Origin of the sequence: Pseudonocardia sp. NPDC049154 (genome assembly GCF_040648315.1) — a bacterium.
In the GTDB taxonomy this organism is placed as follows: Bacteria; Actinomycetota; Actinomycetes; order Mycobacteriales; family Pseudonocardiaceae; genus Pseudonocardia.
In genome coordinates this window covers 19,977-45,416 of sequence record NZ_JBEZDN010000062.1, presented here as the reverse complement: position 1 = coordinate 45,416, position 25,440 = coordinate 19,977, and the positions used below count along the sequence as shown (strand labels likewise).

Genomic DNA, 25,440 nt, shown 5'->3' with positions numbered 1-25,440 from the left:
GCCTCGATCTGCATCGTCACCAGCCCGGAGAAGGCCGCCGAGTACGGGCTGCGTCCGCTTCTCGCTCATACCTGGTGAGCGAGAGCGCCGTTCGTGCGTCTCAGGCCAGCCGGGTCATGTGCACCGAGACGTCGAGCGCCTCGGCGCTGCCGCCGGAGTAGATGCCCTTGAGCGGGGAGACGTCGGCGTAGTCGCGGCCGACGGCGACCCACACGTGCCGGTGCCCGATCGGGATGCCGTTGGTCGGGTCGAAGCCCCACCAGCCCCCGGTGCGCGCCTCGATCCACGCGTGCGACTGCCCGGACACCGTCTCGCCGACCGCGACCTCCTGGCGCGGCAGCAGGTACCCCGAGACGTAGCGGGCCGGGATCCCCATCTCGCGCAACAGGACCAGGGTCAGGTGCGCGTAGTCCTGGCAGACCCCCTTGCCCGCCTGCCAGGCCTCGGTGGCCGAGGTGTGCACGCCCGTCGTCCCCGCCTGGTAGGTCATGGTGTCGCGGACCCGCTCGCAGGCGGCGAGCGCGGCGTCGACGGGGTCCTTGCCGCGCTTGAGGGTCCTCGCGATCCGGGCCAGCTCCGCGTCCCGCCCGACGTACTCGGTGAACTCGAGCATCTCGGTGTACCGGTCGCGCACGGCCTCCGACGCCAGGTCCTCCCAGGTCGCCTCGCGGACCGGCTCGCCGGCGTCGCCCGTCTCGACCACCGAGGTCCCGGTGACCAGCAGCTCCGTGTGCGGCGCGTGCAGGTCGAAGGCCGTGACCTGGGTGCCCCAGTAGTCCTCGTAGCGGTACGCGCGGGTCGCCGGCACCGTCTCGACGCGGCTCACGATCACGTTCTGGTGGGTGTCGCTGCGCGGGGTCAGCCGCACCTCGTTGTAGGTCTCGAGCACCGGCGAGCTGTACTTGTAGCCCGTCTCGTGCACCACGCGGATGCGCCAGCCCATCGTCAGACCACCTCCGGCGCGGTCCACGCGACCCAGGGGGCGGCGTGGAAGAACTGCAGCGATACGGCCTCGCCGACCTTCTGGATCGTCTCCTGCAGGGACAGGAGCTGTGCGGGCAGGTCGTCGAGCAGCTCCTCGGGGCGGAGGAACTCCAGCTCGCTGCGCGCCCTGCCGAGCAGCCGCAGGGCCTCGGCCTTCGCGCCGACCCGCGTCGTCGGCCGCTGGTCCAGCTGCTGCAGGCAGGTCTCGGCCTCGCGCAGCGAGTAGAAGACCGACCGCGGGAAGAGCCGGTCCATCAGCATGAACTGCGCGACCCGCACGGCGTCGACGGCGCCGCGGTACGTGCGCAGGTAGGTGTCCTGGGCGCCGGCCGAGCGCAGCACCGACAGCCAGCCCGGCGAGCCCATCCGGTCCGACACACGGGACAGCAGCAGCCGCACCACCATGTCGACCCGCTCGACCGAGCGGCCGAGCAGGTAGAAGCGCCACGAGTCGTCCCGGCTCATCGTGGACGCGGCCAGCCCCGAGAACATCGCCGCCCGGTCCTCGATGTAGCTGAAGAAGGCGTGCGGCCCCACCCAGCGCGCGTAGCGCTGCCGCTCGGGCAGGGCGTTCCAGGTGGCGTTGAGGCACTCGAACATCTCCGACGACACGACCTCGCGCGCGCCGCGGGCGTTCTCCCGGGCGCTGGAGATCGACGAGACGATCGAGCCGAGGGTCTCGGTGGAGTAGCCGAGCACCTCGGTGAGGGAGAAGGCGTCGAGCGGTTCGTCCGTGCCGGGGTCGACGCCCATGACGCCGAGCAGCCGGCGGGCGACCACGTCGACGTCGATCGTGGCGTCCTCGAGCAGCTGGTGGACCGAGACGTCGAGGATCCGGGCGGTGTCGTCGGCGCGCTCGACGTAGCGGCCGATCCAGTACAGCGACTCGGCGTTGCGGGCGAGCATCAGCCCAGCACCTCCGTCCGACGCAGCAGCTGCTCCTGGCGCATCCCGCCGAGCTCCTGGACCTGGCGGCCCTGCTGCTGTTGCTGCTGCTGTTGCTGCTGGCCGAGGGTCAGCTCGGGACCCTGCTCGGCGGCGGGGCCGCGGGCCGGGGCGGACGACGCGATCCCGCGCTCCCCCAGCTCCCGCTCGGCCTCGCTCGACCGGCTCGCCGCCAGCACCCAGGTGTCCTTGGAGCCGCCGCCCTGGCTGGAGTTCACCACGAGGCTGCCCTTCGGCAGGGCCACCCGGGTGAGGCCGCCCGGCAGGACGAAGACGTCCTCGCCGTCGTTGACCGCGAAGGGCCGCAGGTCGACGTGCCGCGGCACCAGCCGGTCGTCGACCTTCGTCGGGACCGTGGACAGCTGCACGACGGGCTGGGCGATCCACCCGCGGGGGTCGTCCCGGATCGCCTTGCGCGCCTTCTGCAGCTCCTTGGCCGTGGCGTTCGGGCCGAAGAGGATGCCGTAGCCGCCCGAGCCCTCGACCGGCTTGAGCACCAGCTCGTCGAGCTCGTCGAGGACGTGCCCGCGCTCCTCGTCCAGCCAGCACCGGAAGGTCGTGACGTTCGGGATGACCGGCTTCTCGTCGAGGTAGTACTTGATCATCTGCGGGACGTAGGTGTAGACGAGCTTGTCGTCGCCCACGCCGTTGCCCACCGCGTTGGCGATCACCACGTTGCCCGCGCGGGCGGCGTTCATGATCCCCGCGACACCCAGCACGCTCGTCGGCGTGAACTGCAGGGGATCGAGGAAGTCGTCGTCGATCCGCCGGTACACGACGTCGACCTGCTGCTCGCCCTCGGTCGTGCGCATGTAGAGGACGTTGTCGCGGCAGAACAGGTCCCGGCCCTCGACGAGCTCGACGCCCATCTGCCGGGCGAGCAGCGAGTGCTCGAAGTAGGCGGAGTTGTAGACGCCCGGGGTGAGCACGACGACCGTCGGGTCGGCGACGTTGGGCGCCGCGGCCGCGCGCAGGGCGTGCAGCAGGTGGGTCGAGTAGTCGGCGACCGCGCGGACCCGCTGGCGCGTGAACAGGTCGGGGAAGACCCGCGCCATGGTGCGCCGGTTCTCCATCACGTAGGACACGCCGGAGGGGTTGCGGAGGTTGTCCTCCAGCACCCGGAACGTGCCCTCCTGGTCGCGGACGAGGTCGATGCCGGCGACGTGGATGCGCACCCCGTTGGGCGGGTTCAGCAGGTGCGCGGCGCGCTTGAAGTGCTCGCAGCTGGTGATCAGCCGGCGCGGGAGCACGCCGTCGCGGACGATCTGCGCGTCGTTGTAGACGTCGGCGAGGAAGGCCTCGAGGGCCTTCACCCGCTGCACGATCCCGCGCTGCAGCCGGCTCCACTCGCTCGCGCTGATCACCCGCGGCACGATGTCCAGCGGGAACGGGCGCTCCTTGCCCGAGAGGCTGAACGTGATGCCCTGGTCCATGTACGCCCGGTCGAGCGCCTCCGAGCGCGCGGCCAGGTCGGCGGCGGCGGTCGGGGCGATCGCGTCGTGCAGGTGCCGGTACGGGGCGCGGACGCTGCCGTCGGCGTTGAACATCTCGTCGAACGCGTCGGGATTGGGCCGGTCCGGCTCCAGGTACCCGTCGAACAGGGCGGAGCCGTCCACGCGGCCGGCCCCGTTGGTCCCCGCACCGGCTGTGGCAGCGGCCCCGTCGTCCTGTGCGGGTTTCCCGCCCGCCCGTGCTGGTCTGCGGTCCACTGCTCGGCTCACGGGGGTCATCTTGACCGTTTCGCCTGGCCGGAGCCAGACGGAGCGGTGCTACGTCCGCGTTACGGACACGACCGGCCCCGATCCGTCGCGGAGCGGCGCGTTCCGCCCGCCGAGAGGGTGTTCGCGGTGCGATCCCGGGTCCGTGGGCCCGCGGAGCGCGGGCCCGTGCAGGGCCGTCCGCGCCGGGTTGTAGCATGGACGACCGAGTGCTCGGCGTGCTCGCTCGCATCGGTGGAGAACCGGTCGGGGTCGCCTGAGCCCCCCGATACGTACCAGCACCAGGAAGACTCGAGGCACACCAGCGTGGCGAACATCAAGTCCCAGATCAAGCGGGTCAAGACCAACGAGAAGCGCCGTCAGCGCAACAAGTCGGTCAAGTCGTCGGTCAAGACCGCGATCCGCAAGTTCCGCGAGGCCGCCGAGGCCGGCGAGACCGAGAAGGCCGTCGAACTGCAGCGCGCCGCCGCTCGCGCCCTCGACAAGGCCGCCAGCAAGGGCGTCATCCACAAGAACCAGGCCGCCAACCGCAAGTCGGCCATCGCCAGGCGCGTCGCCAAGATCGGCGCCTGAGTCCTCGGGCGCGGTCGCGCGCCCGGTGAAGCTCCCGGGTCCGCCCGGTCGAGCGTTCCCGTCGACGGCACTGTCCTTTCCCGTGGGGCAGTGCCGTCGACGTGTTCTCGGATGATGGCGAGGCTGTGGGCGTCATGGCTCCACGACGCGTCGGAGGGGCGCGGCTCCGGGTGACGTGTGTCAGCGGGTGCCGCGGGCGTCGACGACCGCGAGGACCGCGCGCTCCAGGGCGTAGGCGGGGTCGGCGGCCGCACCCTTGACGTCGGCGTTGACCTGCGCGGTCGCGGCGATCGCGGTCGCGAGGCCCGCCGGCCGCCAGGCCCGCACCTGCCCCTGCGCCTTGCGGATCTTCCAGGGCGGCATGCCGAGGCTGCCCGCCAGGCGGTTGGGATCGCCCCGGCCGGCCGCACCGACCTTGGCGAGGGTGCGCACGGCGTCGGCCAGTGCGTCGGCCACCAGGACCGGCGCGACCCCCAGCACGAGCGCCCAGCGCAACGCCTCCAACGCGCCCGCCCGGTCCCCCGCGACCGCCTTGTCCGCCACCGCGAAGCCCGACGACTCCGCCCGGCCCCGGTGATACCGGCGCACGGCCTGGCCGTCGACCTGCCCGCCCGTGTCGGAGACCAGCTGGTTCGTGGCCGAGGCCAGCTCCCGCAGGTCCGAGCCGACCGCCTCGAGCAGCACGCTCACGGCCTCGGCGGTGATCGAGCCGCCGGCCCGCCGAACCTCGGCGCGCACGAAGTCGGCGCGCTCCTCGGCGCGGGTCAGCCGGTCGCACTTGGTGACGGCCGCGCCGGCCTTCCGCAGGTCGTCGGCCAGCTGCTTGCCGCGGGCCCCGCCCGCGTGCACCGCGACCAGCACGATCCCGTCGGCCGGCTCGGCCACGTAGGCCATGATCGCGGCGACCAGGTCCTTGCCCGCCTCGTGCGCCCCCTGGATCACCACGACCCGGCCCTCCGCGAACAGCGAGGGGCTCAGGTGCCCGACCAGCTCGCCCGGGGTGAGCTCGGCGGGTCGGAACCGGCGGATGTCGGCCTCGGGGTCGACCGCCCGGGCGGCACGGAGGATCTCGCTCACGGCCCGCTCGACCAGCAGCTCCTCTTCTCCCACGATGAGCTGCACGGGGGCGGGCGGCTTCGTGGCCGGCATGGCCGGGCTCCTCTCGCACGCGTCGCGCGGTGCCGCGCACCGGGGCCCACCTGCCGGGTCCGCGAGCCATCGTCGCGCACGGCACCGACAGTCCGTGACACGGCTCCCAGATGGTGAGTCCGGCTGGCCCGGAGCGGGGCCGGTGCCGTAACGTGCCTGTCATCCGGATCAATCCGGCCGCCGCGCTCGCTCCACGCACGAAGCCTGCACGGCACAACTGCATATGGCTCATCCAGAGGGGCAGAGGGAACGGCCCGACGAAGCCCCGGCAACCGGCGTCGAACGACGATCCGCGCAGCGCACCGCTCGGTGCGCGCACGTCGACGAACCAGGTGCCAATTCCGGCCCGCGCCAGCGGGACAGATGAGGAGATCTGATGACTCTCACTGCAGACACCCCTGCCAGCACCACCCTCGACCTCGGCTCCGCCCGCGCGCTGTCCTGTCGCGAGTGCGGCCACCAGACGCCGCTCGCCGCGGAGTTCGCCTGTCCGCAGTGTTTCGGCCCGCTCGAGATCGCCTACGACTTCCCGCAGGTCACGCGGGAGTCGATCGAGTCCGGTCCCAAGTCGATCTGGCGCTACAAGGACCTCCTCCCCGTCCCGGCGAACGTCCAGTCCTTCCCGAACACCGAGCCCGGCTTCACCCGCTTGATCCAGGCGGACCGGCTCGCCGCCGAGCTCGGGCTCCGCAAGCTCTGGGTGAAGGACGACACCGGCAACCCCACCCACTCCTTCAAGGACCGGGTCGTGGCCGTCGCCCTCGCCGCCGCCCGCGAGCTGGGTTTCTCCGTCCTCTGCTGCCCCTCCACCGGCAACCTGGCCAACGCCGTCGCCGCGGCGGCCGCCCGCGCCGGCTGGGACTCGGTCGTGCTGATCCCCTCCTCGCTCGAGCAGGCGAAGATCACCACCACCGCGGTCTACGGCGGCACCCTGCTCGCCGTCGACGGCAACTACGACGACGTGAACCGCCTCGCCACCGAGCTCGCCGCGGAGCACGAGGAGTGGGCGTTCGTGAACGTGAACGTCCGCCCGTACTACGCCGAGGGCTCGAAGACCCTGGGCTACGAGGTCGCCGAGCAGCTCGGCTGGCGCCTGCCCGACCAGATCGTCGTCCCGGTCGCCTCCGGCTCGCAGCTGACCAAGGTCGACAAGGGCTTCGGCGAGTTCGTGAAGCTCGGGCTCGTCGACGAGAAGCCCTACAAGATCTTCGGTGCCCAGGCCACCGGCTGCTCGCCCGTCGCCTCGGCCTTCGAGGAGGGCCACGACTTCATCCAGCCGGTCCGGCCGGACACCATCGCCCGCTCGCTGGCGATCGGCAACCCCGCCGACGGCCCCTACGTCCTCGACTCCGTGCGCCGCACCGGCGGCGCCGTCGGCCACGTGACCGACGAGGAGGTCGTCGAGGGCATCCGGCTGCTCGCCCGCACCGAGGGCGTGTTCGCCGAGACCGCGGGCGGCGTCACCGTCGCGACCGCGAAGAAGCTCATCGAGGCCGGCACGATCGACCCCGACGCCGAGACCGTCCTGCTGATCACCGGCGACGGGCTGAAGACGCTCGACGCCGTGTCGGCCCACGCCCGCCCGACCGCCACGGTGCCGTCGACCAGCAAGGCCGTCCGCGAGGCGCTCGAGGGCCGCTGACCCGGCACGCCAGGACCACGACCGGGCCCGGAGGACATGTTCCTCCGGGCCCGTCGTCGTTCCGGAGGCCCGGCGCCGGTTACGGCGGCCCGCGCGGGAGCGCCGGGGGCCCGGGAGCGGGTCCCCGCGCGCGACGAGTTCGTCGTCGCGCGTGAAGGCCACGTCGCCCGACTGGTCGGTCCGTCGCACGACGGCCCCCGACGTCGTCAGGAGGTCCAGCAGGCCCGGGTTCGGGTGCCGGTAGGAGTTGCCCGCACCCACGCTGACCAGGGCGACCCGCGGCGCGACGGCCCGCAGGAAGTCCGGGCTGGTCGAGCGGGAGCCGTGGTGGGGCACCTTGAGCACCTCCGCCCGCAGGTCCGCGCCGCTGTGCAGGAGGTCGGCCTGGGCGTCGAGCTCCACGTCGCCGGCCAGCAGGATGCGGCCGGCCGGTGTGGTCGCGCGGAGCACCACGGACGTGTTGTTCACGGCGGTGCCGTCCTCGCCGTCGACGTACTCCGGCGCGCGGTCCGGGGCCAGGACGTCGAGCGTGAGGGCAGGCCAGGCGAGGCGCCGACCCGCGGTCAGCTCGAGGACGGGCGCGCCGACCTCCGCGGCCTGCTGCGCGATCCGACGCAGGGCCCCGGCCGGCTCGTGCGCCGGTCCCAGCGCGACCCCGCCTGCCGCCCGACCGCGCAGCGCGCCCGCGAGACCGCCCATGTGATCGGCGTGCAGGTGCGTGACCACCACGAGCGCCAGCGCGTCGACGCCGAGCCGGCGCAGACAGGCGTCCGTGGGGCCGTCGTCGGGGCCGACGTCGACGAGGACCGCCTGACCAGGAACGCCGGTGGCAAGGACGAGCGCGTCGCCCTGACCGACGTCGCAGGCGACCACCACCCAGTCCGGGGGTGGCCAGCCGGGGCGGATCACGCGGGTGGGCACCAGGACCAACGCCAGCCCGATCACAACCGCGAGGACGAGCAGCCGGGAGCGGCGGAACCGGAGGAGCACCACCAGCGCCAGCAGCACACCCGCGAGCAGGACGGCGCCGCCCACACCGGCGGGCCAGGGCAGCACCGCTCCGGGGATCGCCGCGGCGCGGTCGGCCACCAGCACGAGCCACGCGACCGCGGGCCCGGCGAGCCACGCGCACGCGGTGGCCAGCCCGGGCGCCGGCGGTGAGAGCACGGCGGCGAGCACACCGAGGACCGTCGCCGGCGCGACCGCCGGTACCACCAGCAGGTTCGCCAGCACGGTCACGAGGCCGAGCTGGCCGCTCAGACCGGCGATGAGTGGAGCCGTGGCGACGCACGCGGCCGCCGGGACCGCGAGCAGCTCGGCGGCACCCTGCGGCACACCGCGCCGCTGCAGCGCGGCGGACCATCCCGGGGCGATCAGGACGAGGGCCGCCGTGGCGAGGACGGACAGGGCGAACCCGATGTCGACCGCGAGCGCCGGATCGACGACCAGCAGCACCAGCACGGCCGCGGCCACCGCCGGGACCGCCGATCGGCCGCGTCCGAGCGCGAGCGCCAGCAGCACGATGCCGCCCATGACCGCGGCCCGCACGACGCTGGGCGAGGGCCGGGCGAGCACCACGAAGCCGAGGACGGCGGCCCCGGCCAGCACCGCGGCGAGGCGAGGGTCGGCCCGGAACAGGCGGAGCAGGCCGAGCACGGCTCCACCGACGATCGCGAGGTTCGCGCCGGAGACCGCGGTGAGGTGGGTGAGCCCGGCGGCCCGGAAGTCCTCCTCCACCTCGGTCGTCTGCTCGCGGGTGTCGCCGACCGCGAGGCCGGGCAGCAGCCCGGCGGAGTCCTCCGGCAACACGTCGGCGGCCCGCCGCAGGCCGTCCCGGAGTGATCCGGCGGCGGTCTGCCACCACGGCGGTGGGGTCGCCGTCGTCGGGGATCCACGCACCCGCAGCACCGCGATGGTGAGGTCGGCACGCTGGGCGGGCAGGAGCAGGCCTTCGGCGGTGACCGTCTGGCCCGGGAGGAGGCCGCTCCACCCCTCTGCGGGCGCCAGCAGCAGGACGCGCCCGCCGGTGTGCCACTCCCCCGCACCGACCGTCGCGGTCTCCAGGTCGGCCTCGACCAGCATCCGGTCGGCTCCGAAGTCCGCGCCGTAGGCGGGGCCGCGCAGGGGTCGTGGGTCGTCCGTGAGCGTGATCCGCAGGACCGCGGCCGAACCGCGCTCGGCGGCGGCGCGCAGCGGGTGGTCGTGGACGTGGAGAGCGTGCAGACCCGCGAGCAGCCCCACGGCCAGGGCACACTCGGAGGCGGCCAGCATCGCGGACCGGGTGCGACCCGGCGCTCGACGAGTCGTCGTGACGAGCGTGGCCAGGGCGACGGTGCAGGCGGCCAGCGCGGCGAGCGGCCCTCCGAGTACCGCGCAGAGCACTGCCGCCCACGCGGCGAGGGCCGCCGGGACCAGGCGCAGGTCCGGCCGGGCCCGTGGTTCCTCGGCGACCGCCCGGCGCTCCTCGCGGGACCTCATACGGTCACCAGCTCCCGGAGCTGGGCGAACCGTCGCTCGCCGATGCCCTCCACCTCGCGCAGCTGGTCGACGCGGGCGAAGCGGCCGTTGCGGGTGCGCCAGTCGAGGATCCGCTGGGCCGTGACCGGCCCGACGCCCGGCAGCCCGTCCAGCTGATCGACGGTCGCGCGGTTGAGGTCGATCTTCCCGGCGGGAGCCGCACCGGCAGCGTCGCCGCCGGTGGGTGCAGGACCGCCTCCGGTACCGCCTGCGTCGGGAGCGGCCGGGACACCGACCGCGACCTGCTCGCCGTCGGCGACGCGGCGCGCGAGGTTGAGGCTCGTGAGGTCGGTGCCGGGCACCGCACCGCCCGCGGCCTCGAGCACGTCGGCCACGCGGGAGCCGTCCGGGACGCGGACGAGACCCGGGCGACGGACCTTTCCCGAGACACTCACGACGAGTTCGGTCGGCGCTGCCGTGGGCAGTGTGGAGGAAGCGGGGCTCGACCCGACCGCCGTGTTCAGCGAGACCGCCGGCAGCGGGGGTACCTGCTCCGCGCGAGGTCGTGCGCTCCACACCCCCACGGCCGCCACCACGGCCGCCACCGCCGCGACCAGGACCAGTGCGAGTGCTCCTGCCCGGCCTGGGTCGAGTCGCGAGCCACGCCACGCGGTCGGGACCCAGCGCGAGGCGACGCGGGTGAGCCGGCTCGGTCGGCTGCCGGGACTCCTCGAACCCTGCTCCTCGCCGGGGAGATCGTCGCGGTACTCGCCGTGGAGGTCGTCGGGGTACTCGTCGGTCGGTGCGAGGTGGGTGTCCGCCGGCTCGTCGACCTCGGCGAGCAGAGCGGCGAAGTGGGGGTTGCCCGAGGCGAAGGGGGTCGGCTCGTCGCGGGTTCGATCCGCCGGTGCGCCGGGCGACAGGGGCAGCGGAAGGGTGGGTGGGTCGTCGGCGGCAGGGTCGGGGCCCAGAGGTATGGCCGGTCGGAAGACCTGAGGAAGTGGGCGGGGGCGAGGGGCGTGCGCAGGCGGCGTCCTCGGTGCCGGGATCTCCTCGCCGCCCCGCTCCCTCACCGGGTAGGGGCGGCCCACGGGTGTCCCGAGCACCGCGGACAGCCGCGCCGCGGATCGGGTGTTCGGGGAGCTCCGTGCCACCCCCGCGACGCTAGGGCCGCCGACACCCCTTTCCCGGACGACTGCGTCGGCTGTGGACGGAGAGGGCGGGATGGGGACAAGGTCACGCACCCGGGCCTTGCGTGCGCCGGTTCGGTCGGGGGTGTCGTGCACGATGAGGCGGGATACGTCGGCGCCGAGGCCGGGCGCGGATGGCTGCGCGGCGTCGGCGGACGAGCCCGGATGCAGCAGTGCGGGGCGCACCATCTCCGGCTGCGTCTGCCCACCGGGACAGCTGGTCGCTGCACCTCACAGCCGCCCTGCCGTCATGTACCGCAGGTGAGGACCACGCTGCGTCGGCGCACGACACGAGCGGCTCTGAGCGATGGCCGTCAGACAAGATCGCCGGTGGTGGAGCATCCCGGCCACCACTGGCCGCCGGCCACCGCAAACGGCGGTCATGCTCATGGCCGGCATCGCAACCCGGACCGTGGCGCTCCGAGCCGCCTCCCGAGATCACCAGCCGCGGGGCATCCCGGCCGCAGGTGGCCGCCACATACCGCAGACGATGATCACGATGAGTCAGCGGAAGCGTGAGCGGGCCTCCCTGCGTCGGACACCGCCCAAGATCGGCGATAGCGCTACTGCACGGCTGCCAGCTGCGCCGTCCTGCTCCGTACATGGTGATCATGTGGCAGCGGAGGGCGCAGACCGGGCGTGCGAAAGTAGAGCGAGATCAGTAGCTGCGGTCGGCCGTCGAGGGCCGCTACCTACCTCGGCCGGCGATCGTGGAAGTGCGCCGCCTATCCCTTCGGCACCACCACGACACCCAGGGCGCCGTTGCCGACGTGGGCGCCGATGACGGCGCTGATCTCGGAGACCACCGGGCGGGGGGAGGCGGGGAGCCGTTCGGCGAGGCGGTCCGCCAGCTCCTCGGCGCGCTCGGGGACGCCGAGGTGGTGCACCGCGAGGTCGGCCTCGGCGCCGGCGGCGGCGACCGCGTGCTCGACGAGCCTCTGGATGGCGCGGGCGGAGGTCCGAACCTTCTCCAGGGCGGTGATCCGGCCGTCGACCAGGTGGAGCAGCGGTTTGACGGCGAGGACGGTGCCCAGCACCGCGGCCGCCGTCCCGATCCGGCCGCCCCGGCGGAGCCGGTCGAGCTCGTCCACGCAGAAGATCACCCGGCACCGGGCGGCCACGGCCGCGGCGGCGGCCTCGACGTCCGCAGGCTCCGCGCCCTCGGCCGCGGCGCGGTCGGCGGCGAGGACCGCGAACCCCAGGCCCATCCCCAACGCCCTGGAGTCGACGACCCGGACCCGGCCGGGGTCGACCTCCTCGGCCGCGAGTCGCGCCGCGTCCCACGTGCCCGACAGCTCGCGGGACAGGTGCACGGAGACGACCGCGGACGCTCCGGCGGCGAGCAGGTCTCGGTAGGTCTCGGCGAACGCCTCCGGGGTGGGGCGCGAGGTCTGGACGTCCAGCCTGCGGTCGGCGATCGCCGCGCTCAGCTCGCCGGGGCCGATGTCGACGCCGTCGCGCACCACGCGGTCTCCCAGCCGCACCTCGAGGGGCACGACGCGCACGGAGCCGGCCAGCGAGGACGGCAGGTCGGCGGTCGAGTCGGTCACCACCGCCACGCGGCCCGCCACCTCCTCGGCGCCGGCCCGGGCCGCTGCGTCCACAGGCGCCTCGGCGCCGTCGGGCGCGGCGCCGTCCGCGCCCTCGGGGTCGGTCGCGCGGTCGGCTCGCTCGGTCACGGCGGCGGACCGCGGGTCGAGTGCGGAATCGGGCACGGGGCCGAACCTAGAACCTCTCCAGTCGATCTCCAACCGGCTGCGCCGGTCGTCGCTTCCCGGCCGCTCACCACCCGCAGGATCGATCGCCACCCGCGAAGCCGACCGCCACTGCGACGCCGGCCGCCGCCCGCACAGTCGATCGCACCCTGCAAAGTCGATCGTCGCCGACGGGACGGATCTCGTTACACAGCAGACCGGGCTCCGCGGAGTCGATCGCCGAGCCCGTCGACGCCCGCGGCGCCACCGATCACGACTCCGCAGCGGCAGGACCGGGCGCCCCGACGACCTTCTCCCCCAGCTCACGCGACCCCGTGCCGTCGGAACCGGGCACCCGGGCCAACTCCCCCCGCACCAGCTCGGCGAGCGTCTCCCCCACCCGCCGGTGCGCCTCCCAGCCCCAGTGCATCCCGTCGGGGTTGCCGCGCCCGCCCAGGACGTGCCCCGCGACCAGCGTGGGGGCGTCGAGCACCCGCACGCCGTGCGCGTCGGCCCAGATCCGGGTCGCCCGCTCGGCCGCCGCCCGCCCGGCGTGCACCCCGCCGTAGACGGCGGCGCGGTGCACCGAGGGCAGCATCGCGACGACCGGGATCCCGGGGCGCAGTGCCGTCACGGCCGCGCGGCAGCGCTCCAGGTAGGAGACCGTGAGCCGCGGGGGCAGCGCGACCGGCCCACCGCCGGGGAGCGCCGCGAACGCCCGCGACAGCCACGGCTGGGCGCGCAGGTAGCCGTCGCGCACCCGCCCGCGCACGGACGCGGGCCGCAGGACCGGGATCAGCTCCCGCACCGCCGTCGGCAACGGCGAGGGCAGCGCGTCCATCCCGCCCACCCCGAGCACCACCGCGTCGATCCGCGGCATCGCCGCCCACACCCGCGGGTCGTGGGTCAGCGCGTGCCAGGCATGCCGCGCCGTCCAGCCGATCCCGGCGACGAGCTCGACCCGCCCGCCGAGCGCCGCCGCGGCGACCTGCGGCCAGATCCGTGGGTGGTCGGCGGGTTCGGCCCGTTCGGGGCCGTGGAAGGCGAGCGAGTCCGCGAGGACGAGCAGCTCAGGAGGTGACACCGATGTTGTACCCGGACAGCCGCCAGCGCGGGTGGTCCGCGCGCCGCGCGACGACCGCCCACTTGCAGTTGCCCATGCCGCCGATGATCGGCCAGACGGCCTCGGGCAGGTCCAGCAGCCCGGACACCAGGCCGCCGATCATCCCGCCGTGCGCCACGATCAGCAGGGACTGTGCGCCGGGCTCCTCGGCCAGGTCGACGTCGATCTCCTCGACGACCGGCAGCGACCGCCGGACGACGTCGACGCGGGACTCCCCGCCCGGGGGCGTCCACCGCGGGTCGCCGCGCCACTCCGCGATCTGTCCCGGGAAGTCGACCTCGACCTCGTCGACCCTGCGGCCCTGCCACTCCCCCAGGTGCGTCTCGCGCAGCCGCTTGTCGAGCTTGACCGGCAGCCCGAGGACGTCGGCGATCGTGTTCGCCGTGTCGACGGCGCGGGCCAGGTCGGAGCTGACGACCCGGTCGAAGGGCATGGCGCCGAGCACCGGGGCGGCCCGCAGCGCCTGCTCACGGCCCTCCTCGGTGAGCTGGGAGTCGATGTGGCCCTGCATGCGGCCGGCGACGTTGTAGTCCGTCTGCCCGTGCCGCAGGAGCACGACCCGCCGCAGTGTCACTCCGACTCCTCGGCCGGGGTGGTACGGGCCTCGGGGAAGTCGAGGGCCGGGCAGTCCTTCCACAGCCGGTCCAGCCCGTAGAACCCACGCTCGTCCGTGTGCTGGACGTGCACGACGACGTCCGTGTAGTCCAGCAGGACCCACCGGCCCTCGCGGGTGCCCTCGCGGCGGGTCGGCTTCACGCCGTGCTCGCGGAGCTTCTCCTCCACCCCGTCGACGATCGCCTGGACCTGCCGCTCGTTGGGCGCCGAGGCGAGGACGAAGCAGTCGGTGATCACGAGCTGCCCCGACACGTCGAGCACGACGATGTCCTGGGCGAGCTTGTCCGCGGCGGCGGCCACCGCCACCCGGGCGATCTCCACCGCCTCTGCCGTTGCCGCCACGCGGCGCCTCCCTCCGCGACAGCCGGACCTCGGCCTCGCCGCCTCAGTGTCGCAGGCCGCGCCGGCCGGGTCCGGTTCAGGCCGGTATACCGGTCCCCGCGGGTGCGTCCGGGGTGTAGAGCCGGCGCTTCGAGATGTACTGGACCACCCCGTCCGGCACGAGGTACCAGACCGGTCGGCCGGCGGCGACGCGGTCCCGGCAGTCCGTCGACGAGATGGCCATGGCCGGCACCTCGACGAGCGTGACCGCGCCCTTCGGCAGGTGCGCGTCGGCCAGCTCGTAGCCGGGCCGGGTCACGCCGACGAAGTGCGCCAGCGTGAACAGCTCCTCGACCTTGTGCCAGGACAGGATCTGGGACAGGGCGTCCGCGCCGGTGATGAAGTACAGCTCGGCGTCGGGCATCGCGGCGTGGATGTCCGCCAGGGTGTCGGCGGTGTAGGTCGGGCCGCCGCGGTCGATGTCCACCCGGCTCGTCATGAACCGCGGGTTCGACGCCGTCGCGATCACCGTCATCAGGTACCGGTCCTCGGGCGGGCTGACCGCCTTCGCCGACTTCTGCCACGGCTGTCCGGTCGGCACGAAGAGGACCTCGTCGAGCGCGAACCGGTCGGCGACCTCGCTGGCCGCCACCAGGTGGCCGTGGTGGACGGGGTCGAACGTCCCGCCCATCACCCCGATCTTGCGCTGCATCGCGGCAGGATATCCCGCCCCGGAGACCGCGAACGGACGAACCGCCGTCTCAGCCGGCGGGCTGAGCAGCGGCGACCCGGCCGCGGGCCCGCTCGCACCGCTCGGCGTAGGCGACGGCCGCGGCGGAGTGCGCCTCGGCGACCTCCGCCGCATCACCCGTGCTGAGCAGGTCGAACTGCAGCCCGCGCCAGAGGGCGACGATCTCGCGGGCGACCGTGCCGGCCTCCGGGTCCGGCACGCCCTCGGCCCGCAGCCGCCCCGCGACCAGGTTGGTCCAGTCGTGCCCGACCCGCGCGAGGAACTCGTCGAACCGGCCCGGCTGGTGCAGCGCCACGCCGTAGACCTCGAAGAACAGCCGGTGGAACGGGTGGTTCTCGCGGGCGGCGATACCCGTCCACACGGCGTCGAGGCGCTCGCGGAGGGGGCCGGTGCCGTCGAGCGCGGACAGCGCGCCGGCGAAGGTCGGGAACCGCAGGGAGGCCGCCGTCAGCGCCTGCGCGATCAACTGTTCCTTGGACCCGAAGTAGTACAGCAGCATCCGGTTGTTGGTGCCGATGGCCGTGCCGAGCCGGCGCAGCGTCAGCTCTGCGATGCCGTGCTCGACGACGTAGTCCGCGATCAGCCCGAGCAGCCGGTCCCGCTCGGACTCCGGTGCCGCCATGGCGTCACCGTACTCATCGAGAAACGGCACGGGCCCGCCAGTAGGGAAGGCCACGGCCTAGCCGGATGCGTACGACGGGTCAGGGGCGCTCGTAGGCGTGCCGGAACTGCACGCTGATCCGCGCGGAGGCCGACCGCACCTTCGGCACGCTGTGCTGCCACCTCCGCTGGCAGGTCCCGCCCATCACCAGCAGGTCGCCGGGCCCGGGGAGGAACCCGACGGACGCGCCGCCGCCGTGCGGCCGCAGCCGGAAGGGCCGCACCCCGCCCAGCGAGATCAACCCGACGAGCGCGGTGTCCATCTCGCGCGCCACCCGGTCCCCGTGCCACGCCACGCTGTCCGCCCCGTCGCGGTAGAGGTTGGCCCCGACCTGCGTGAACTCCTCGCCGTAGCGCCCGCTCAGCAGGTGCGCGGCCTCGGCGAAGACCGGCTCCGGGAGCCCCTGGTCGACGGTCCAGCGGTGCGTGAGCCGCGGTTCGGGCAGCACCCGCTCGTACATCCAGATGTCCCGCTGCGCCCATGGCGTGCTCCGCAGCAGCCGCGCGAACAGCTCGTCCGCCCCGCGCAGCCAGCCGGGGACAAGGTCCACCCACGCCCCGTCGCCGAGCTCGTGCCGGACCAGCCCGTGGAAGTCCGGGTCGACCTCGACGGCCGGCGCGCCCTCGTCGAACAACGACGGCTGCCACACCAGGTCCACTCCCATGGGCCCGACGCTACCCTCTCTCGAACATCAGTTCGAGTATTTCGCCCGATCGGCCGTCCCACGCGATCCGGGGCAGCCGCCGTGCGAGGGTCGAGACACCGCGAAGGGAGACCGCCCTGCCGCCCGTCCCGCTGTCCGTCTGGACACCTCGCCGATCGTCGCCGAGTCGACGGCCGCCGAGGCGCTGCACCGCACCGTCAACCTCGCCCGCCTCGCCGACGACCTGGGCTACCGCCGCTACTGGGTGCCGGAGCACCACGGGATGCGGGGCGTCGCGTGCGCGGCGACCGCGGTCGTCGTCGGACGGATCGGTCGTACGAGATCTGAGCGACCCTTTGATCCCATCATCCGGAACATCTTTCTCAATCACTGGTACCGCAGCGTACGGTCCACCCATGCCCACCACCACCGCCTCCCGCCGCCGCTGGGTGGTGCTCGCGATCGGCGTCCTCGCCCAGACATCGGCCTGCGCGTTCGTCTACGGCGTCCCGTTCCTGGTGCCGGGCCTGCGCGACGCGATGGGTCTGTCGCTGGCCGCCGCGGGCATCTACGTGGCCGCGCCGACCACCGGGCTGCTGCTCACGCTGATCGCGTGGGGCGCGGCCGCGGACCGGTTCGGCGAGCGGAAGGTGATGGCGTCGGGGTTGCTGCTGGCGGGGTTGGTGATCGGCACGGTCGCGCTGCTGCCCCGCCCCGGACACGCCGCCGTGCTGGGCCTGCTGGCCGTGGGCGGGGCGGCGTCGGCCAGCGTGTTCGCCGCGAACGGCCGCATGATCATGGGCTGGTTCCCGCGCACCGAACGCGGCCTGGCGATGGGGATCCGGCAGACCGCACAGCCGCTCGGCGTCGCTCTGGCCGGGCTGGTCCTGCCGAGCCTGGCGGAGCGGACCGGCGCGATCGGCGCGCTGATCGTCCCCGCCGCGCTCTGCCTGCTCTCGGCCCTGCTGGTGGTCGCGTTCGCGCCGGATCCGGCGCGGCCGCCGCGGACCGAGGGCGGCCGCGAGGGCTCGCCCTACGGGGCGCCGGTGCTGTGGCGGGTGCACGCGGCGAGCGCCCTGCTGGTCGTCCCCCAGTTCGCGATCAGCGCCTTCGCCACGGAGTACCTGGTGCGCCAGCAGGGCTGGAGCGCCACGGCGGCCGGCGCGTTCGTCGCGGTGATCCAGATCGCGGGTGCGCTCTCGAGGATCGGCTCCGGCGTGTGGTCGGACCGGGTCGGGTCGCGGCTGCGGCCGATGCGCCAGCTCGCGGGGGGCGCGACGCTCGTCCTGCTCGTCTTCGCCCTCGGCGACGCGGTCGCGCCGTGGCTGGCCGTCGCGGCGCTGGCCGTCGGCGGGATCGTCACCGTCGCCGACAACGGGCTGGCGTTCACCGCGGTCGCCGAGATCGCCGGGGCGACCTGGTCCGGGCGGGCCCTCGGCATCCAGAACACCGGACAGAACGTCGTCTCGTCGCTGACCCCGGTCGCGCTCGGCGCGGTCGTCGGGGCGGCGGGCTACGCGCTCGGGTTCGCGGTGGCCGCGGCGGCGCCGCTGGCCGCGATCGCCCTCACCCCGGTGCGGGACGAGCCCGAACCCAGCTGGTGAGTCAGCCGACGCCGGCGTCGAGGGCCGCGGCGAGGAAGCGCAGCTCGGGCCGCAGGTCCAGACGCGCCGGCGACTCCTCGTCGGCGTGCCGGTAGACCGAGTGCCGGTAGCTCAGCGTCGACGCCAGCAGCCGCGCCGCGCTGTCGACGCCGCTCCCGTCGCCCTCCCGCGCCGCCAGCAGCACCGCCCGGATCTCCTCGACGAACCGGTCGAACCGGCCGTGCAGCGCGTCGCGCACCGCGGGGTGGGTGTCGGCCTCGCGCCAGAGCAGGTGGGAGAGCACGGCTGAGGACTCGAGCCGCTCGTCGAGCACCGCGACGAGCCGGCAGAGGCTCTCCGTGACGTCGCCGGGCACGACCACCGCCGCCCGGTCCACGGTCTCCTCCGGCAGCCGCCCGACCAGCGCGGAGAGCAGGTCGACCTTCTTCGCGAAGTAGTAGTGCACCAGGCCCTTCGGCACGTCGGCGCGCTCGGCGATCCTCGAGGTGGGCGTCGCGTCGAACCCCCGCTCGGCGAAGAGCTCCTCCGCCGCGGCGAGGATGCGCTCGCGAGCCGGTTCCGGTGCGGTCATCGCGTCCCATCCTGCACGGACGAGGGGCCGCGACCCCAACGGGTCGCGGCCCCTCGTCCGTCGATCGGTCAGTGGGTTCCGGCCAGCCCGCGGTGGGCGCTGGTGGCCGCAGGCAGGGCGCTCGCGGCGACCAGCACCGCGAGGACACCGGCGACCCACGAGGTCCACGCGGCCCCGGTGAGGTCGCTGTAGCCCATCACCCACGGGGCGATGAACAGCAGCACACCGAGCACGCCGTGCCCGTACTCGCTCGCCACCGAACCCGGTGCGGCGAGCGACCACAGGGCGGTCAGGGCGAGCACCACGCCGAGGACGACGAGCGTCCACGCCGCGGCCGCGTCCGTGGCCACCACGACGGGCGACAGGGCGGCCAGGACGCCGATCACCAGGGCGACCCAGTCCTGCCACCGTGTCCACGCCTTCGCGGTCATCACGATCACTTCCCTCCAGGAGACTATCCCGATGCCTCCGGTCTACGCCTTGACTGGCCGCCCGGTCAACTTCGTCGGAACGTGATCCGCGCCTCGCCGGCCGGGTACCGCCCCGACCGGCGAACGCGCAGGTCAGCGGCGGCTGCGGGTGGCCGCCTCGGCGAGGATCGGCAGGTAGGCGTCGAGCACCCACGGGATCGACAGGACCGACGGCGACGAGCTCGCCGCCACCCGGTCCGCCCCGATGATCGGCGCGTAGCCCCCGGCCTTCACCGCCGGCATCTCCCGGACCGCGGGGTCGTCGCGGAACGCGGTGTCGAGGTCCGGGGTGCCGAAGAACCCGACGAGCAGGTCGGACTGCAGCCGCGGGACCAGCTCGGCGCTGACCGTGTAGTACACCGCGTCGCCGCTCGGGGCGTTCTGCTCCACGAAGGGCGCGGAGGTCATCCCGAGGTCCTCCAGCAGCCGGACCCGGACGTCCGTCGGCCGGAAGATGCCGAGCTGCCCGCCGTCCATCCCGCCCGTGTAGGCGAACGTGGCCCCCGCCAGCTGCGGGTACTCCGACGTGGCCGCGGCCAGCCGGGACTGCGTGGCCACGACGAGCTCCTCGGCCCGGGTGCTGCGGCCCAGCGCCCGCCCGGCGATCCGGGTCTGCTCCTGCCAGCTCGTGGAGTAAGGCGCGTCCGGGTAGGCGACGACAGGGGCGATCCGGGAGAGCGTGTCGTACTCGTCCTGGGTGAGCCCGGAGTAGGTGGCGAGGATCAGGTCGGGCTGCGCGGCGGCGATCGCCTCGAACGCGATCGGCTCCAGCGACCGCCCGACGACCTGCGGCATCGGCTTTCCGGCCAGCGCGTCCCGGACCCACGGGAGCACGCCCTCGGCGTCGCCGCCGTAGTCGAAGAACGGCATCGCGACGGGCACGACGCCGAGCGCGATCGCCACGTCCTGGTTGGCGGCGCTCACCGTCGCGACGCGGGTGGGCTCGGCCTCGATCGTCGTGGTGCCGAGCTTGTGCGTGATCGTGACGGGGAAGCCGTCGCCGCCGCCCGAGGACGGTACGTCCCCGCCGGCCGCGCACCCGGCGAGGGTCAGCGCGGCGAGGCCCGACGCGGACAGGACGAAGGAACGGCGGGACAGGGTCGGCACGTGCATTGCTCCCGGGACGTCGTGGCAGTACATCGGTGAGCCTAACCTCAGCACTTCCGAGATCCTGCACGAATCGGACACACCCCGCGCACGCCATACTGGGCCGGTGATCGGGCGCGGCAGGCGGGAGCGGAAGGCCAGGGAGAACGCGAAGAGGGCGGTGACCGCGGCGCTCGACCTCGTGGAGGGCCGGGCCCTGCACGCCGACCGGGTCGACTGGGCCACCGCCCGGACCGACGTGCTGGGTGTACTCGACGACCCGGAGCAGCTCGAGCTCAAGCTGTTCCACCTGGTCAGGCAGGCGGGCGGACCACATGGGGGCGTCCGCCGCGCCCGGCCGACGTCCGGTGCGCCCGAGCTGCCGCGGATCGAGGAGCAGGGCGACGCGATCGTCGTCACCTTGCCGGCCTGTGCCGAGCACGACGCCCGGACCTACACCGACGCCGCCCGGGCGGCCCTCGACGGGCGCACCGCCGAGCGCTGGATCGTGGACCTGCGCGGTACCGGCGGCGGGTCGCCGTGGCCGCTGCTCGCCGCCGTGGCGCCACTGCTCGGCGAGGGCGAGGTCGGCGCGTTCGTGGACCGGGAGGGCGGCCGCACCCCGTGGACCGTGCGCGACGGCGTGGTCTCGCAGGGCGGGACCCCGCAGCTCCAGGGCCCGCCCGGCCGGGTCGACGGGCCCGTCTCCGTGCTCACGGACGGGAACACGGCGAACTCGGGCGAGGCCGTGGCCGTCGCCTTCCGCGGCCGCCCCGACGCCCGCTCCTACGGCGCCCCGACCCTCGGCTTCAGCACCGGCGTCGAGTCCGCGCCGTTGCCCGGCGGGCTGGTCCTCACGGTCGCCACCAGCCGCTTCTCCGACCGCACCGGCCAGGTCTACGGCGGCCCGGTCACCCCCGACGTCCCCAGCGACGACCCGCTCAGCATGGCCCTCTGGGACCTGTGAGTGGCGATGGTCGCCAGAGCGACCGTCGCCACTCACGAGCAGGGGTCAGACGGGCAGGAGGGCCTCGACGACGTCGGCCAGCTGGCCCGCGGTGCGGCACTCGTGCATGGGCAGGACGTCGGCGTAGCGGTGCGCCGCCGAGTCGCCGGTCCCCCACTGCCGCTTCGGCTCCGGGTTGAGCCAGTGCGCGTGCCGGGCCTGCCCGACGAGCCGGCGCAGCACGGCGAGGTTGGGGTCGCGATAGTTGGTGCGGGCGTCGCCGAGGATCAGCAGCGAGGTCTTCGAGGTGATCGCCTCGCCCCAGAACTCGGCGAAGCTGCCGAGCGCGTGCCCGTAGTCGGAGTGCCCGTCGAAGGCCGTGAGGTCGGCCTCGCGCAGCACCCGCTGCATGACCCCGGACAGCTCCGCGCCGGGCTCGAACAGGTGCGTGACCTCGTCCGTCTTCTCGACGAACGCGAACACCCGCACCTTCGAGAACTGCTCGCGCAGCGCCTGGACCAGCAGCAGCGTGAAGTGCGAGAACCCGGCGACCGAGCCGGAGACGTCGCAGAGGATCACCAGCTCCGGGCGCCCCGGGCGGCGGGTCCTGTAGGCGGGCTTCATCGGCACCCCGCCGGTCGACATCGACCGGCGCAGCGTGCGCCGCATGTCGAGGGTGCCGCGCTTGGCGTGCTTGCGGCGCACGGCGAGCCGGCTGGCGAGCCGCCGGGCCAGCGGGTGCACTGTGCGACGGAGCTGGGCGAGCTGCTCGGCGTAGGCGGAGAGGAACTCGACCTGCTCGGCCTGCTTCGGCACGGCGGTCTTCGCCACCTGGTCCCGGCCGCGCTGTTCGGCGGTCCGGCGCCGCACCTCGTCCTGCACCATCTTGCGGAACCGGGCGATGCGGTCGCGGATCTCGCGCCGGCGGACCTCGTCGGTGAAGTCGTCCGTCGGGTCGCCGTCCTGGCGCATCCCGTCGAGGATCCGGGCGAGCAGCGTCTCCGGCGACATCAGCCGCAGGGCCTGGTACGCCGACCAGCTGGGCTGGCCGTTGACGCCCTGGACCCCGGTGCCGCTGGCCCCGGCGGTGCCGAGCGCGTCGACGGCCGCGCGGGCCAGTTCGCGGAGCGCCTCCTCGTCGCCGGCCAGGAGGAGGTCGGCGAGGAGGTCGCGCAGGGCGTCGACGTCGACCGGGCCCTCGGACCCGTCGTCCGTCTCCGCGCGGGGCACCTCGACGTCCTGGGCCCCGACGCCGAGCGCGGGCGGGAAGTACAGGTCGAAGAGGGTGTCGAAGACCTCGCGCTGGCCGGAGCGGCGCAGCAGCGCGGAGGCCAGCCCCTCGCGCAGCTCGCGCCGGCGCAGCAGGTCGAGCGCACCGACGACCTCGGCCGCGTCGACCGTCTCACCCGGCCCGACGGCCACGCCGTGCCGGCGCAGCGCGCCGACGAAGTCGACGAGGTGACCGGGCAGCCCGTGCTCGGGTGTCGTGACGGCCATCGGGGCCTCCTCAGTTCAGGCGCAGTTCCGCGCTCGCCTTGACCTGGTCGGACTGGTGCTTGAGCACGACGCCGAGGGTCTGCCGGACGGCGTCGTCGTCGAGGGTGTCGAGGCCGAGGGCCAGCAGGGTGCGCCCCCAGTCGATGGTCTCGGCGACCGACGGGACCTTGCGCAGCTCCATCGCCCGCAGCACGCGCACGGTCCGCACCAGCGCGTCGGCCAGCGCCTGCGGCAGCTCCGGGACGCGGGTCAGCACGATCCGGCGCTCGAGGTCCGGGTCGGGGAAGTCCAGGTGCAGGAACAGGCAGCGGCGCTTGAGCGCCTCCGACAGCTCGCGGGTGGAGTTCGAGGTCAGCAGCGCGAACGGCTTGCGGGTCGCGGTGACCGTGCCCATCTCCGGGATGGAGACCTGGTAGTCCGACAGGACCTCCAGCAGCAGGCCCTCGACCTCGACGTCCGCCTTGTCCATCTCGTCGATGAGCAGGACCGTCGGGTCGTCCCGGCGGATCGCGGTGAGCAGCGGGCGCGGGAGCAGGAACTCCTCGGAGAACACGTCGTCCCGGGTGGCGTCCCAGCTCTCGTGCCCCTGCCCGGCGGTGATCCGCAGCAACTGCTTGGCGTGGTTCCACTCGTAGAGCGCGCGGGACTCGTCGATGCCCTCGTAACACTGCAGGCGCACCAGCCCCGAGCCGGTCGCGGCGGCGACCGCCTTCGCGAGCTCGGTCTTGCCGACGCCGGCGGGGCCCTCCACGAGGAGCGGCTTGCCGAGCCGGTCGGCGAGGTACACGGTCGTCGCGACGGCCGTCGACGCGAGGTAGCCGACGCCCTCGAGGCGCTCGGTGACCTCGTCGACCGAACCGAACAGCGGTGCCTGGGTGGCCTTCACCCGGATCATCCTGCCTTGTGGGCAGGGGCCCCGCCCAGCCGTGTTGCCGATCGGACGTTCAGTAGGGGTGAGTGGTGCGTCACATCGCGCTCGTCAGCCGAGCAGTCGCAGGGCCGTGGAGATCGGGTCGAGGAGCCGCGGCAGGGCCGGATCGAGCCCCTCGTCGACGTCGACGGCCGAGCAGCCGTTGAGCACGACGTCGGCGCCCGCGACCCCGGGTGCCGGAACCGCCGGGTCGAGCACGCAGTCCGGCAGGGTGGCGTCACCCCGGGCGGCGCCGCGGCCAGCGCCTTCCCGACCAGCTCCTCCGACGCCCGGACGTCGGCCTCGATCTAGTGCACGGGGCCCCTCCGGCCCGATGTCGTGCAGCTCGACCCGGACGCCCCGCGGCGCCGGCGCATCGTGGCGGGCCTGGCGCCGGGCGACCTCGGCCGGTCGACGGCCGCGCGGACCTCGCGCTGCCGCACCTCAGGCGCTGGTGGCGGTCGAGCGGGTCGCGGCACCCTCGGCCGTGCGGGCGGGCTCGCGCGGCACCAGCAGCATGAGCAGCGCACCGCCGACGGCGAGCACCGCCATCACGACGAAACCGCTGGTGAACGTGCCGGTGCCGGAGACGATGAACCCCATCACCGACGGGGCCACGATGCCCGACGACGCGAAGGCGGCGTCGGCGAACCCGGCGGCGCTGCCCGGCTGGTCCGGGGCGGCGTCGATGGAGGCCACCCACCAGATGCCGCCGGTGACGAACCCGAAGCCCACGCCGCAGGAGATCGAGATGATCGCCACGGTCAGGCTGGGCACGAGCAGCATCGGGATCAGCGAGCACCCGGCGAGCAGCAGGGCGACGCCCATGACCGCGAACCGGCTGCGGATCCGCGGGCTGCGCCGGTACACCCGGTCGACGACGACGCCGCCGACCAGCGCACCGACCACGCCGGCGGCCCACGGGGCGACCGAGAACGCACCGGCCTGCTTGAGGCTGAGCCCGTAGGCGGTGGAGAAGAAGGTCGGCAGCCAGTACATGAAGGCCCAGAACATGAAGCCCCAGGCGAAGTACCCGCCGGCGACGACCCACAGGTTGCGGTTGGTGAGCAGCGGCCGCCAGCGCACCGGGGCGCGCTCCGACCGGGCGTCGGCCTCCTGGCCCTCGGCGATGTAGGCGCGCTCGGCGGCGCTGACCCGCGGCGACTCGTCCGGCAGGTCGCGGAGCAGGGCGAGCGCGACCAGCGCCCAGACCCCGCCGAGGATCGCCATCGTCCAGAACATCCCCTGCCAGCCCAGCGCCCCGATGAGCCAGGTGAGCAGCGGGCCGGAGATGAGCAGGCTGCCGGACACCGCGACGCCGCCGCAGAGCGCGAGGGCGACGCCGCGCTCGCGCACCGGCAGCCAGCGGCTCACGGCGCGGGTGGCGGCCGGGAAGGCCGGGGACTCCCCGATCCCGAGCAGCAGCCGAACGATCAGCAGTCCGGCGAAGGAGCCCGCCACCGGGATCAGCGCGACGGAGACGGAGAACAGCATCACCGCGGCCAGCAGGACCTTGCGCGTGCCGAACCGGTCGACCAACGGCCCCGACACGAAGGCGAAGACCATGTACCCGACCGAGAAGACGCTGCTGATGATCCCGTACTGCGCGGTCGTGATCCCGAACGCCTGCTCCAGCGGTTGGACCGCGTAGGAGATGGCGCTCCGGTCCACGTAGTTGATGACGATCAAGGCGATGACCACCCCGATCGTCACGAAGCGGAAGCGACTCTGCATCTCGTGTTCCTCGGATTTCCCGGCGCGGTCCGAGGACCGGCCGATGTCCGCGTCATTGCGTTCCTGCCAGCGGAACAATTCTGACGCTCCTTTGTCCGGAAATACTCCACTTGTTGCGGCACTCCGTCAATGATCAGGCGTGTTACGAGCAGATCT

Annotated in this window: 23 protein-coding genes, 1 pseudogene and 1 riboswitch; of the genes and pseudogenes, 4 read left to right on the top strand and 20 right to left on the bottom strand. The window is 74.0% G+C overall.

Annotated elements, in window-relative coordinates:
• Window positions 1–100: 100 nt before the first annotated feature.
• Genes AB0B41_RS25815 through AB0B41_RS25805 form a run of 3 tightly spaced genes read right to left on the bottom strand, consistent with a single transcriptional unit; the run spans window position 101 to window position 3,545 of the window.
• Window positions 101–943, bottom strand: coding sequence for a transglutaminase family protein (locus AB0B41_RS25815; RefSeq protein WP_358207670.1), 843 nt, complete (start codon window positions 941–943; stop codon window positions 101–103).
• A 2-nt stretch (window positions 944–945) separates the two neighbouring features.
• Window positions 946–1,890 carry an alpha-E domain-containing protein gene (locus AB0B41_RS25810; protein WP_358207668.1) on the bottom strand — a complete coding sequence of 315 codons (945 nt, stop codon included), beginning with the start codon at window positions 1,888–1,890 and terminating at the stop codon, window positions 946–948.
• Window positions 1,890–3,545: a circularly permuted type 2 ATP-grasp protein gene (locus AB0B41_RS25805; RefSeq protein WP_358207665.1), complete on the bottom strand. Its 1,656-nt coding sequence runs from the start codon at window positions 3,543–3,545 to the stop codon at window positions 1,890–1,892. Before AB0B41_RS25805 ends, AB0B41_RS25810 begins: the two co-directional genes overlap by 1 nt.
• A 408-nt stretch (window positions 3,546–3,953) precedes the next feature.
• Here AB0B41_RS25805 and rpsT point away from each other — a divergent pair, with 408 nt between their 5' ends.
• Window positions 3,954–4,220 carry a 30S ribosomal protein S20 gene (gene rpsT / locus AB0B41_RS25800; RefSeq protein ID WP_358207663.1) on the top strand — a complete coding sequence of 89 codons (267 nt, stop codon included), beginning with the start codon at window positions 3,954–3,956 and terminating at the stop codon, window positions 4,218–4,220.
• A gap of 180 nt (window positions 4,221–4,400) precedes the next feature.
• On the opposite strand, the gene holA is transcribed toward rpsT, so the two are convergent.
• The gene (gene holA / locus AB0B41_RS25795) at window positions 4,401–5,369 is read right to left on the bottom strand and encodes a DNA polymerase III subunit delta (RefSeq protein WP_358207660.1); all 969 of its coding nucleotides are present in this window, start codon (window positions 5,367–5,369) and stop codon (window positions 4,401–4,403) included.
• Between the two features lie 225 nt (window positions 5,370–5,594).
• Window positions 5,595–5,739, top strand: a riboswitch (SAM riboswitch).
• A 6-nt stretch (window positions 5,740–5,745) separates the two neighbouring features.
• Here holA and thrC point away from each other — a divergent pair.
• Window positions 5,746–7,011, top strand: coding sequence for a threonine synthase (gene thrC, locus AB0B41_RS25790; protein ID WP_358207659.1), 1,266 nt, complete (start codon window positions 5,746–5,748; stop codon window positions 7,009–7,011).
• 339 nt (window positions 7,012–7,350) lie between these two features.
• Here the strand turns inward: thrC and AB0B41_RS25785 are convergent.
• The 9 genes and pseudogenes from AB0B41_RS25785 to AB0B41_RS25745 form a co-directional block, all read right to left on the bottom strand.
• Window positions 7,351–9,093 (bottom strand): annotated as a pseudogene (locus AB0B41_RS25785) (ComEC/Rec2 family competence protein); the annotation flags it as partial.
• 392 nt (window positions 9,094–9,485) lie between these two features.
• A complete protein-coding gene (locus AB0B41_RS25780) occupies window positions 9,486–9,923 on the bottom strand; it encodes a ComEA family DNA-binding protein (RefSeq protein ID WP_358207656.1) in 438 nt (145 codons plus the stop codon).
• A 1,460-nt stretch (window positions 9,924–11,383) separates the two neighbouring features.
• Complete coding sequence (locus AB0B41_RS25775; protein ID WP_358207672.1) at window positions 11,384–12,217, bottom strand: DegV family protein; 834 nt, start codon at window positions 12,215–12,217, stop codon at window positions 11,384–11,386.
• A 406-nt stretch (window positions 12,218–12,623) separates the two neighbouring features.
• The gene (octT, locus tag AB0B41_RS25770; protein WP_358207654.1) at window positions 12,624–13,436 is read right to left on the bottom strand and encodes a diglucosylglycerate octanoyltransferase; all 813 of its coding nucleotides are present in this window, start codon (window positions 13,434–13,436) and stop codon (window positions 12,624–12,626) included.
• On the bottom strand, window positions 13,423–14,049 hold the full coding sequence (locus AB0B41_RS25765) for a histidine phosphatase family protein (protein ID WP_358207652.1): 627 nt from the start codon (window positions 14,047–14,049) through the stop codon (window positions 13,423–13,425). The genes octT and AB0B41_RS25765 overlap by 14 nt, the downstream gene beginning before the upstream one ends.
• Window positions 14,046–14,432: a ribosome silencing factor gene (gene rsfS, locus AB0B41_RS25760; protein WP_037043406.1), complete on the bottom strand. Its 387-nt coding sequence runs from the start codon at window positions 14,430–14,432 to the stop codon at window positions 14,046–14,048. The genes AB0B41_RS25765 and rsfS overlap by 4 nt, the downstream gene beginning before the upstream one ends.
• A 76-nt stretch (window positions 14,433–14,508) precedes the next feature.
• On the bottom strand, window positions 14,509–15,123 hold the full coding sequence (nadD, locus tag AB0B41_RS25755) for a nicotinate-nucleotide adenylyltransferase (RefSeq protein WP_358207650.1): 615 nt from the start codon (window positions 15,121–15,123) through the stop codon (window positions 14,509–14,511).
• 49 nt (window positions 15,124–15,172) lie between these two features.
• Window positions 15,173–15,784, bottom strand: a complete 612-nt coding sequence (locus tag AB0B41_RS25750; protein WP_358207647.1) for a TetR/AcrR family transcriptional regulator — start codon at window positions 15,782–15,784, stop codon at window positions 15,173–15,175.
• Window positions 15,785–15,863: 79 nt separating this feature from the next.
• Complete coding sequence (locus AB0B41_RS25745; protein WP_358207645.1) at window positions 15,864–16,487, bottom strand: alpha-ketoglutarate-dependent dioxygenase AlkB; 624 nt, start codon at window positions 16,485–16,487, stop codon at window positions 15,864–15,866.
• 395 nt (window positions 16,488–16,882) lie between these two features.
• Here AB0B41_RS25745 and AB0B41_RS25740 point away from each other — a divergent pair, with 395 nt between their 5' ends.
• Window positions 16,883–18,070 carry an MFS transporter gene (locus AB0B41_RS25740; protein WP_358207643.1) on the top strand — a complete coding sequence of 396 codons (1,188 nt, stop codon included), beginning with the start codon at window positions 16,883–16,885 and terminating at the stop codon, window positions 18,068–18,070.
• A 1-nt stretch (window position 18,071) separates the two neighbouring features.
• Here the strand turns inward: AB0B41_RS25740 and AB0B41_RS25735 are convergent, their stop codons facing one another.
• From AB0B41_RS25735 to AB0B41_RS25725, 3 genes are all read right to left on the bottom strand, one after another.
• Complete coding sequence (locus AB0B41_RS25735; RefSeq protein ID WP_358207641.1) at window positions 18,072–18,641, bottom strand: helix-turn-helix domain-containing protein; 570 nt, start codon at window positions 18,639–18,641, stop codon at window positions 18,072–18,074.
• 68 nt (window positions 18,642–18,709) lie between these two features.
• Window positions 18,710–19,072, bottom strand: a complete 363-nt coding sequence (locus AB0B41_RS25730; protein WP_358207639.1) for an SPW repeat protein — start codon at window positions 19,070–19,072, stop codon at window positions 18,710–18,712.
• Between the two features lie 132 nt (window positions 19,073–19,204).
• Window positions 19,205–20,218, bottom strand: a complete 1,014-nt coding sequence (locus tag AB0B41_RS25725) for an iron-siderophore ABC transporter substrate-binding protein (protein WP_358207636.1) — start codon at window positions 20,216–20,218, stop codon at window positions 19,205–19,207.
• Between the two features lie 106 nt (window positions 20,219–20,324).
• On the opposite strand from AB0B41_RS25725, the gene AB0B41_RS25720 reads away from it, so the two are divergent.
• Window positions 20,325–21,164: a S41 family peptidase gene (locus tag AB0B41_RS25720; protein ID WP_358207634.1), complete on the top strand. Its 840-nt coding sequence runs from the start codon at window positions 20,325–20,327 to the stop codon at window positions 21,162–21,164.
• A gap of 45 nt (window positions 21,165–21,209) precedes the next feature.
• On the opposite strand, the gene AB0B41_RS25715 is transcribed toward AB0B41_RS25720, so the two are convergent.
• From AB0B41_RS25715 to AB0B41_RS25700, 4 genes are all read right to left on the bottom strand, one after another.
• On the bottom strand, window positions 21,210–22,640 hold the full coding sequence (locus AB0B41_RS25715) for a VWA domain-containing protein (RefSeq protein WP_358207632.1): 1,431 nt from the start codon (window positions 22,638–22,640) through the stop codon (window positions 21,210–21,212).
• A 10-nt stretch (window positions 22,641–22,650) separates the two neighbouring features.
• Window positions 22,651–23,526: a MoxR family ATPase gene (locus AB0B41_RS25710; RefSeq protein WP_358207629.1), complete on the bottom strand. Its 876-nt coding sequence runs from the start codon at window positions 23,524–23,526 to the stop codon at window positions 22,651–22,653.
• A gap of 93 nt (window positions 23,527–23,619) precedes the next feature.
• Window positions 23,620–23,769: a hypothetical protein gene (locus AB0B41_RS25705; RefSeq protein ID WP_358207627.1), complete on the bottom strand. Its 150-nt coding sequence runs from the start codon at window positions 23,767–23,769 to the stop codon at window positions 23,620–23,622.
• Window positions 23,770–23,994: 225 nt separating this feature from the next.
• Entirely contained in the window at window positions 23,995–25,284 is a 1,290-nt protein-coding gene (locus AB0B41_RS25700) for an MFS transporter (protein ID WP_358207625.1), read from the bottom strand.
• Window positions 25,285–25,440 lie beyond the last annotated feature (156 nt).

Coding starts and splice junctions, on each gene's coding strand:
- thrC (WP_358207659.1), top strand. CDS start 5,746: ATGACTCTCACTGCAGACACCCCTGCCAGCACCACCCTCGACCTCGGC.
- AB0B41_RS25735 (WP_358207641.1), bottom strand. CDS start 18,641: ATGACCGCACCGGAACCGGCTCGCGAGCGCATCCTCGCCGCGGCGGAG.
- AB0B41_RS25745 (WP_358207645.1), bottom strand. CDS start 16,487: ATGGGAGTGGACCTGGTGTGGCAGCCGTCGTTGTTCGACGAGGGCGCG.
- AB0B41_RS25750 (WP_358207647.1), bottom strand. CDS start 15,784: ATGGCGGCACCGGAGTCCGAGCGGGACCGGCTGCTCGGGCTGATCGCG.
- nadD (WP_358207650.1), bottom strand. CDS start 15,123: ATGCAGCGCAAGATCGGGGTGATGGGCGGGACGTTCGACCCCGTCCAC.
- AB0B41_RS25730 (WP_358207639.1), bottom strand. CDS start 19,072: ATGACCGCGAAGGCGTGGACACGGTGGCAGGACTGGGTCGCCCTGGTG.
- AB0B41_RS25740 (WP_358207643.1), top strand. CDS start 16,883: ATGCCCACCACCACCGCCTCCCGCCGCCGCTGGGTGGTGCTCGCGATC.
- holA (WP_358207660.1), bottom strand. CDS start 5,369: ATGCCGGCCACGAAGCCGCCCGCCCCCGTGCAGCTCATCGTGGGAGAA.
- AB0B41_RS25815 (WP_358207670.1), bottom strand. CDS start 943: ATGGGCTGGCGCATCCGCGTGGTGCACGAGACGGGCTACAAGTACAGC.
- AB0B41_RS25715 (WP_358207632.1), bottom strand. CDS start 22,640: ATGGCCGTCACGACACCCGAGCACGGGCTGCCCGGTCACCTCGTCGAC.
- AB0B41_RS25700 (WP_358207625.1), bottom strand. CDS start 25,284: ATGCAGAGTCGCTTCCGCTTCGTGACGATCGGGGTGGTCATCGCCTTG.
- AB0B41_RS25810 (WP_358207668.1), bottom strand. CDS start 1,890: ATGCTCGCCCGCAACGCCGAGTCGCTGTACTGGATCGGCCGCTACGTC.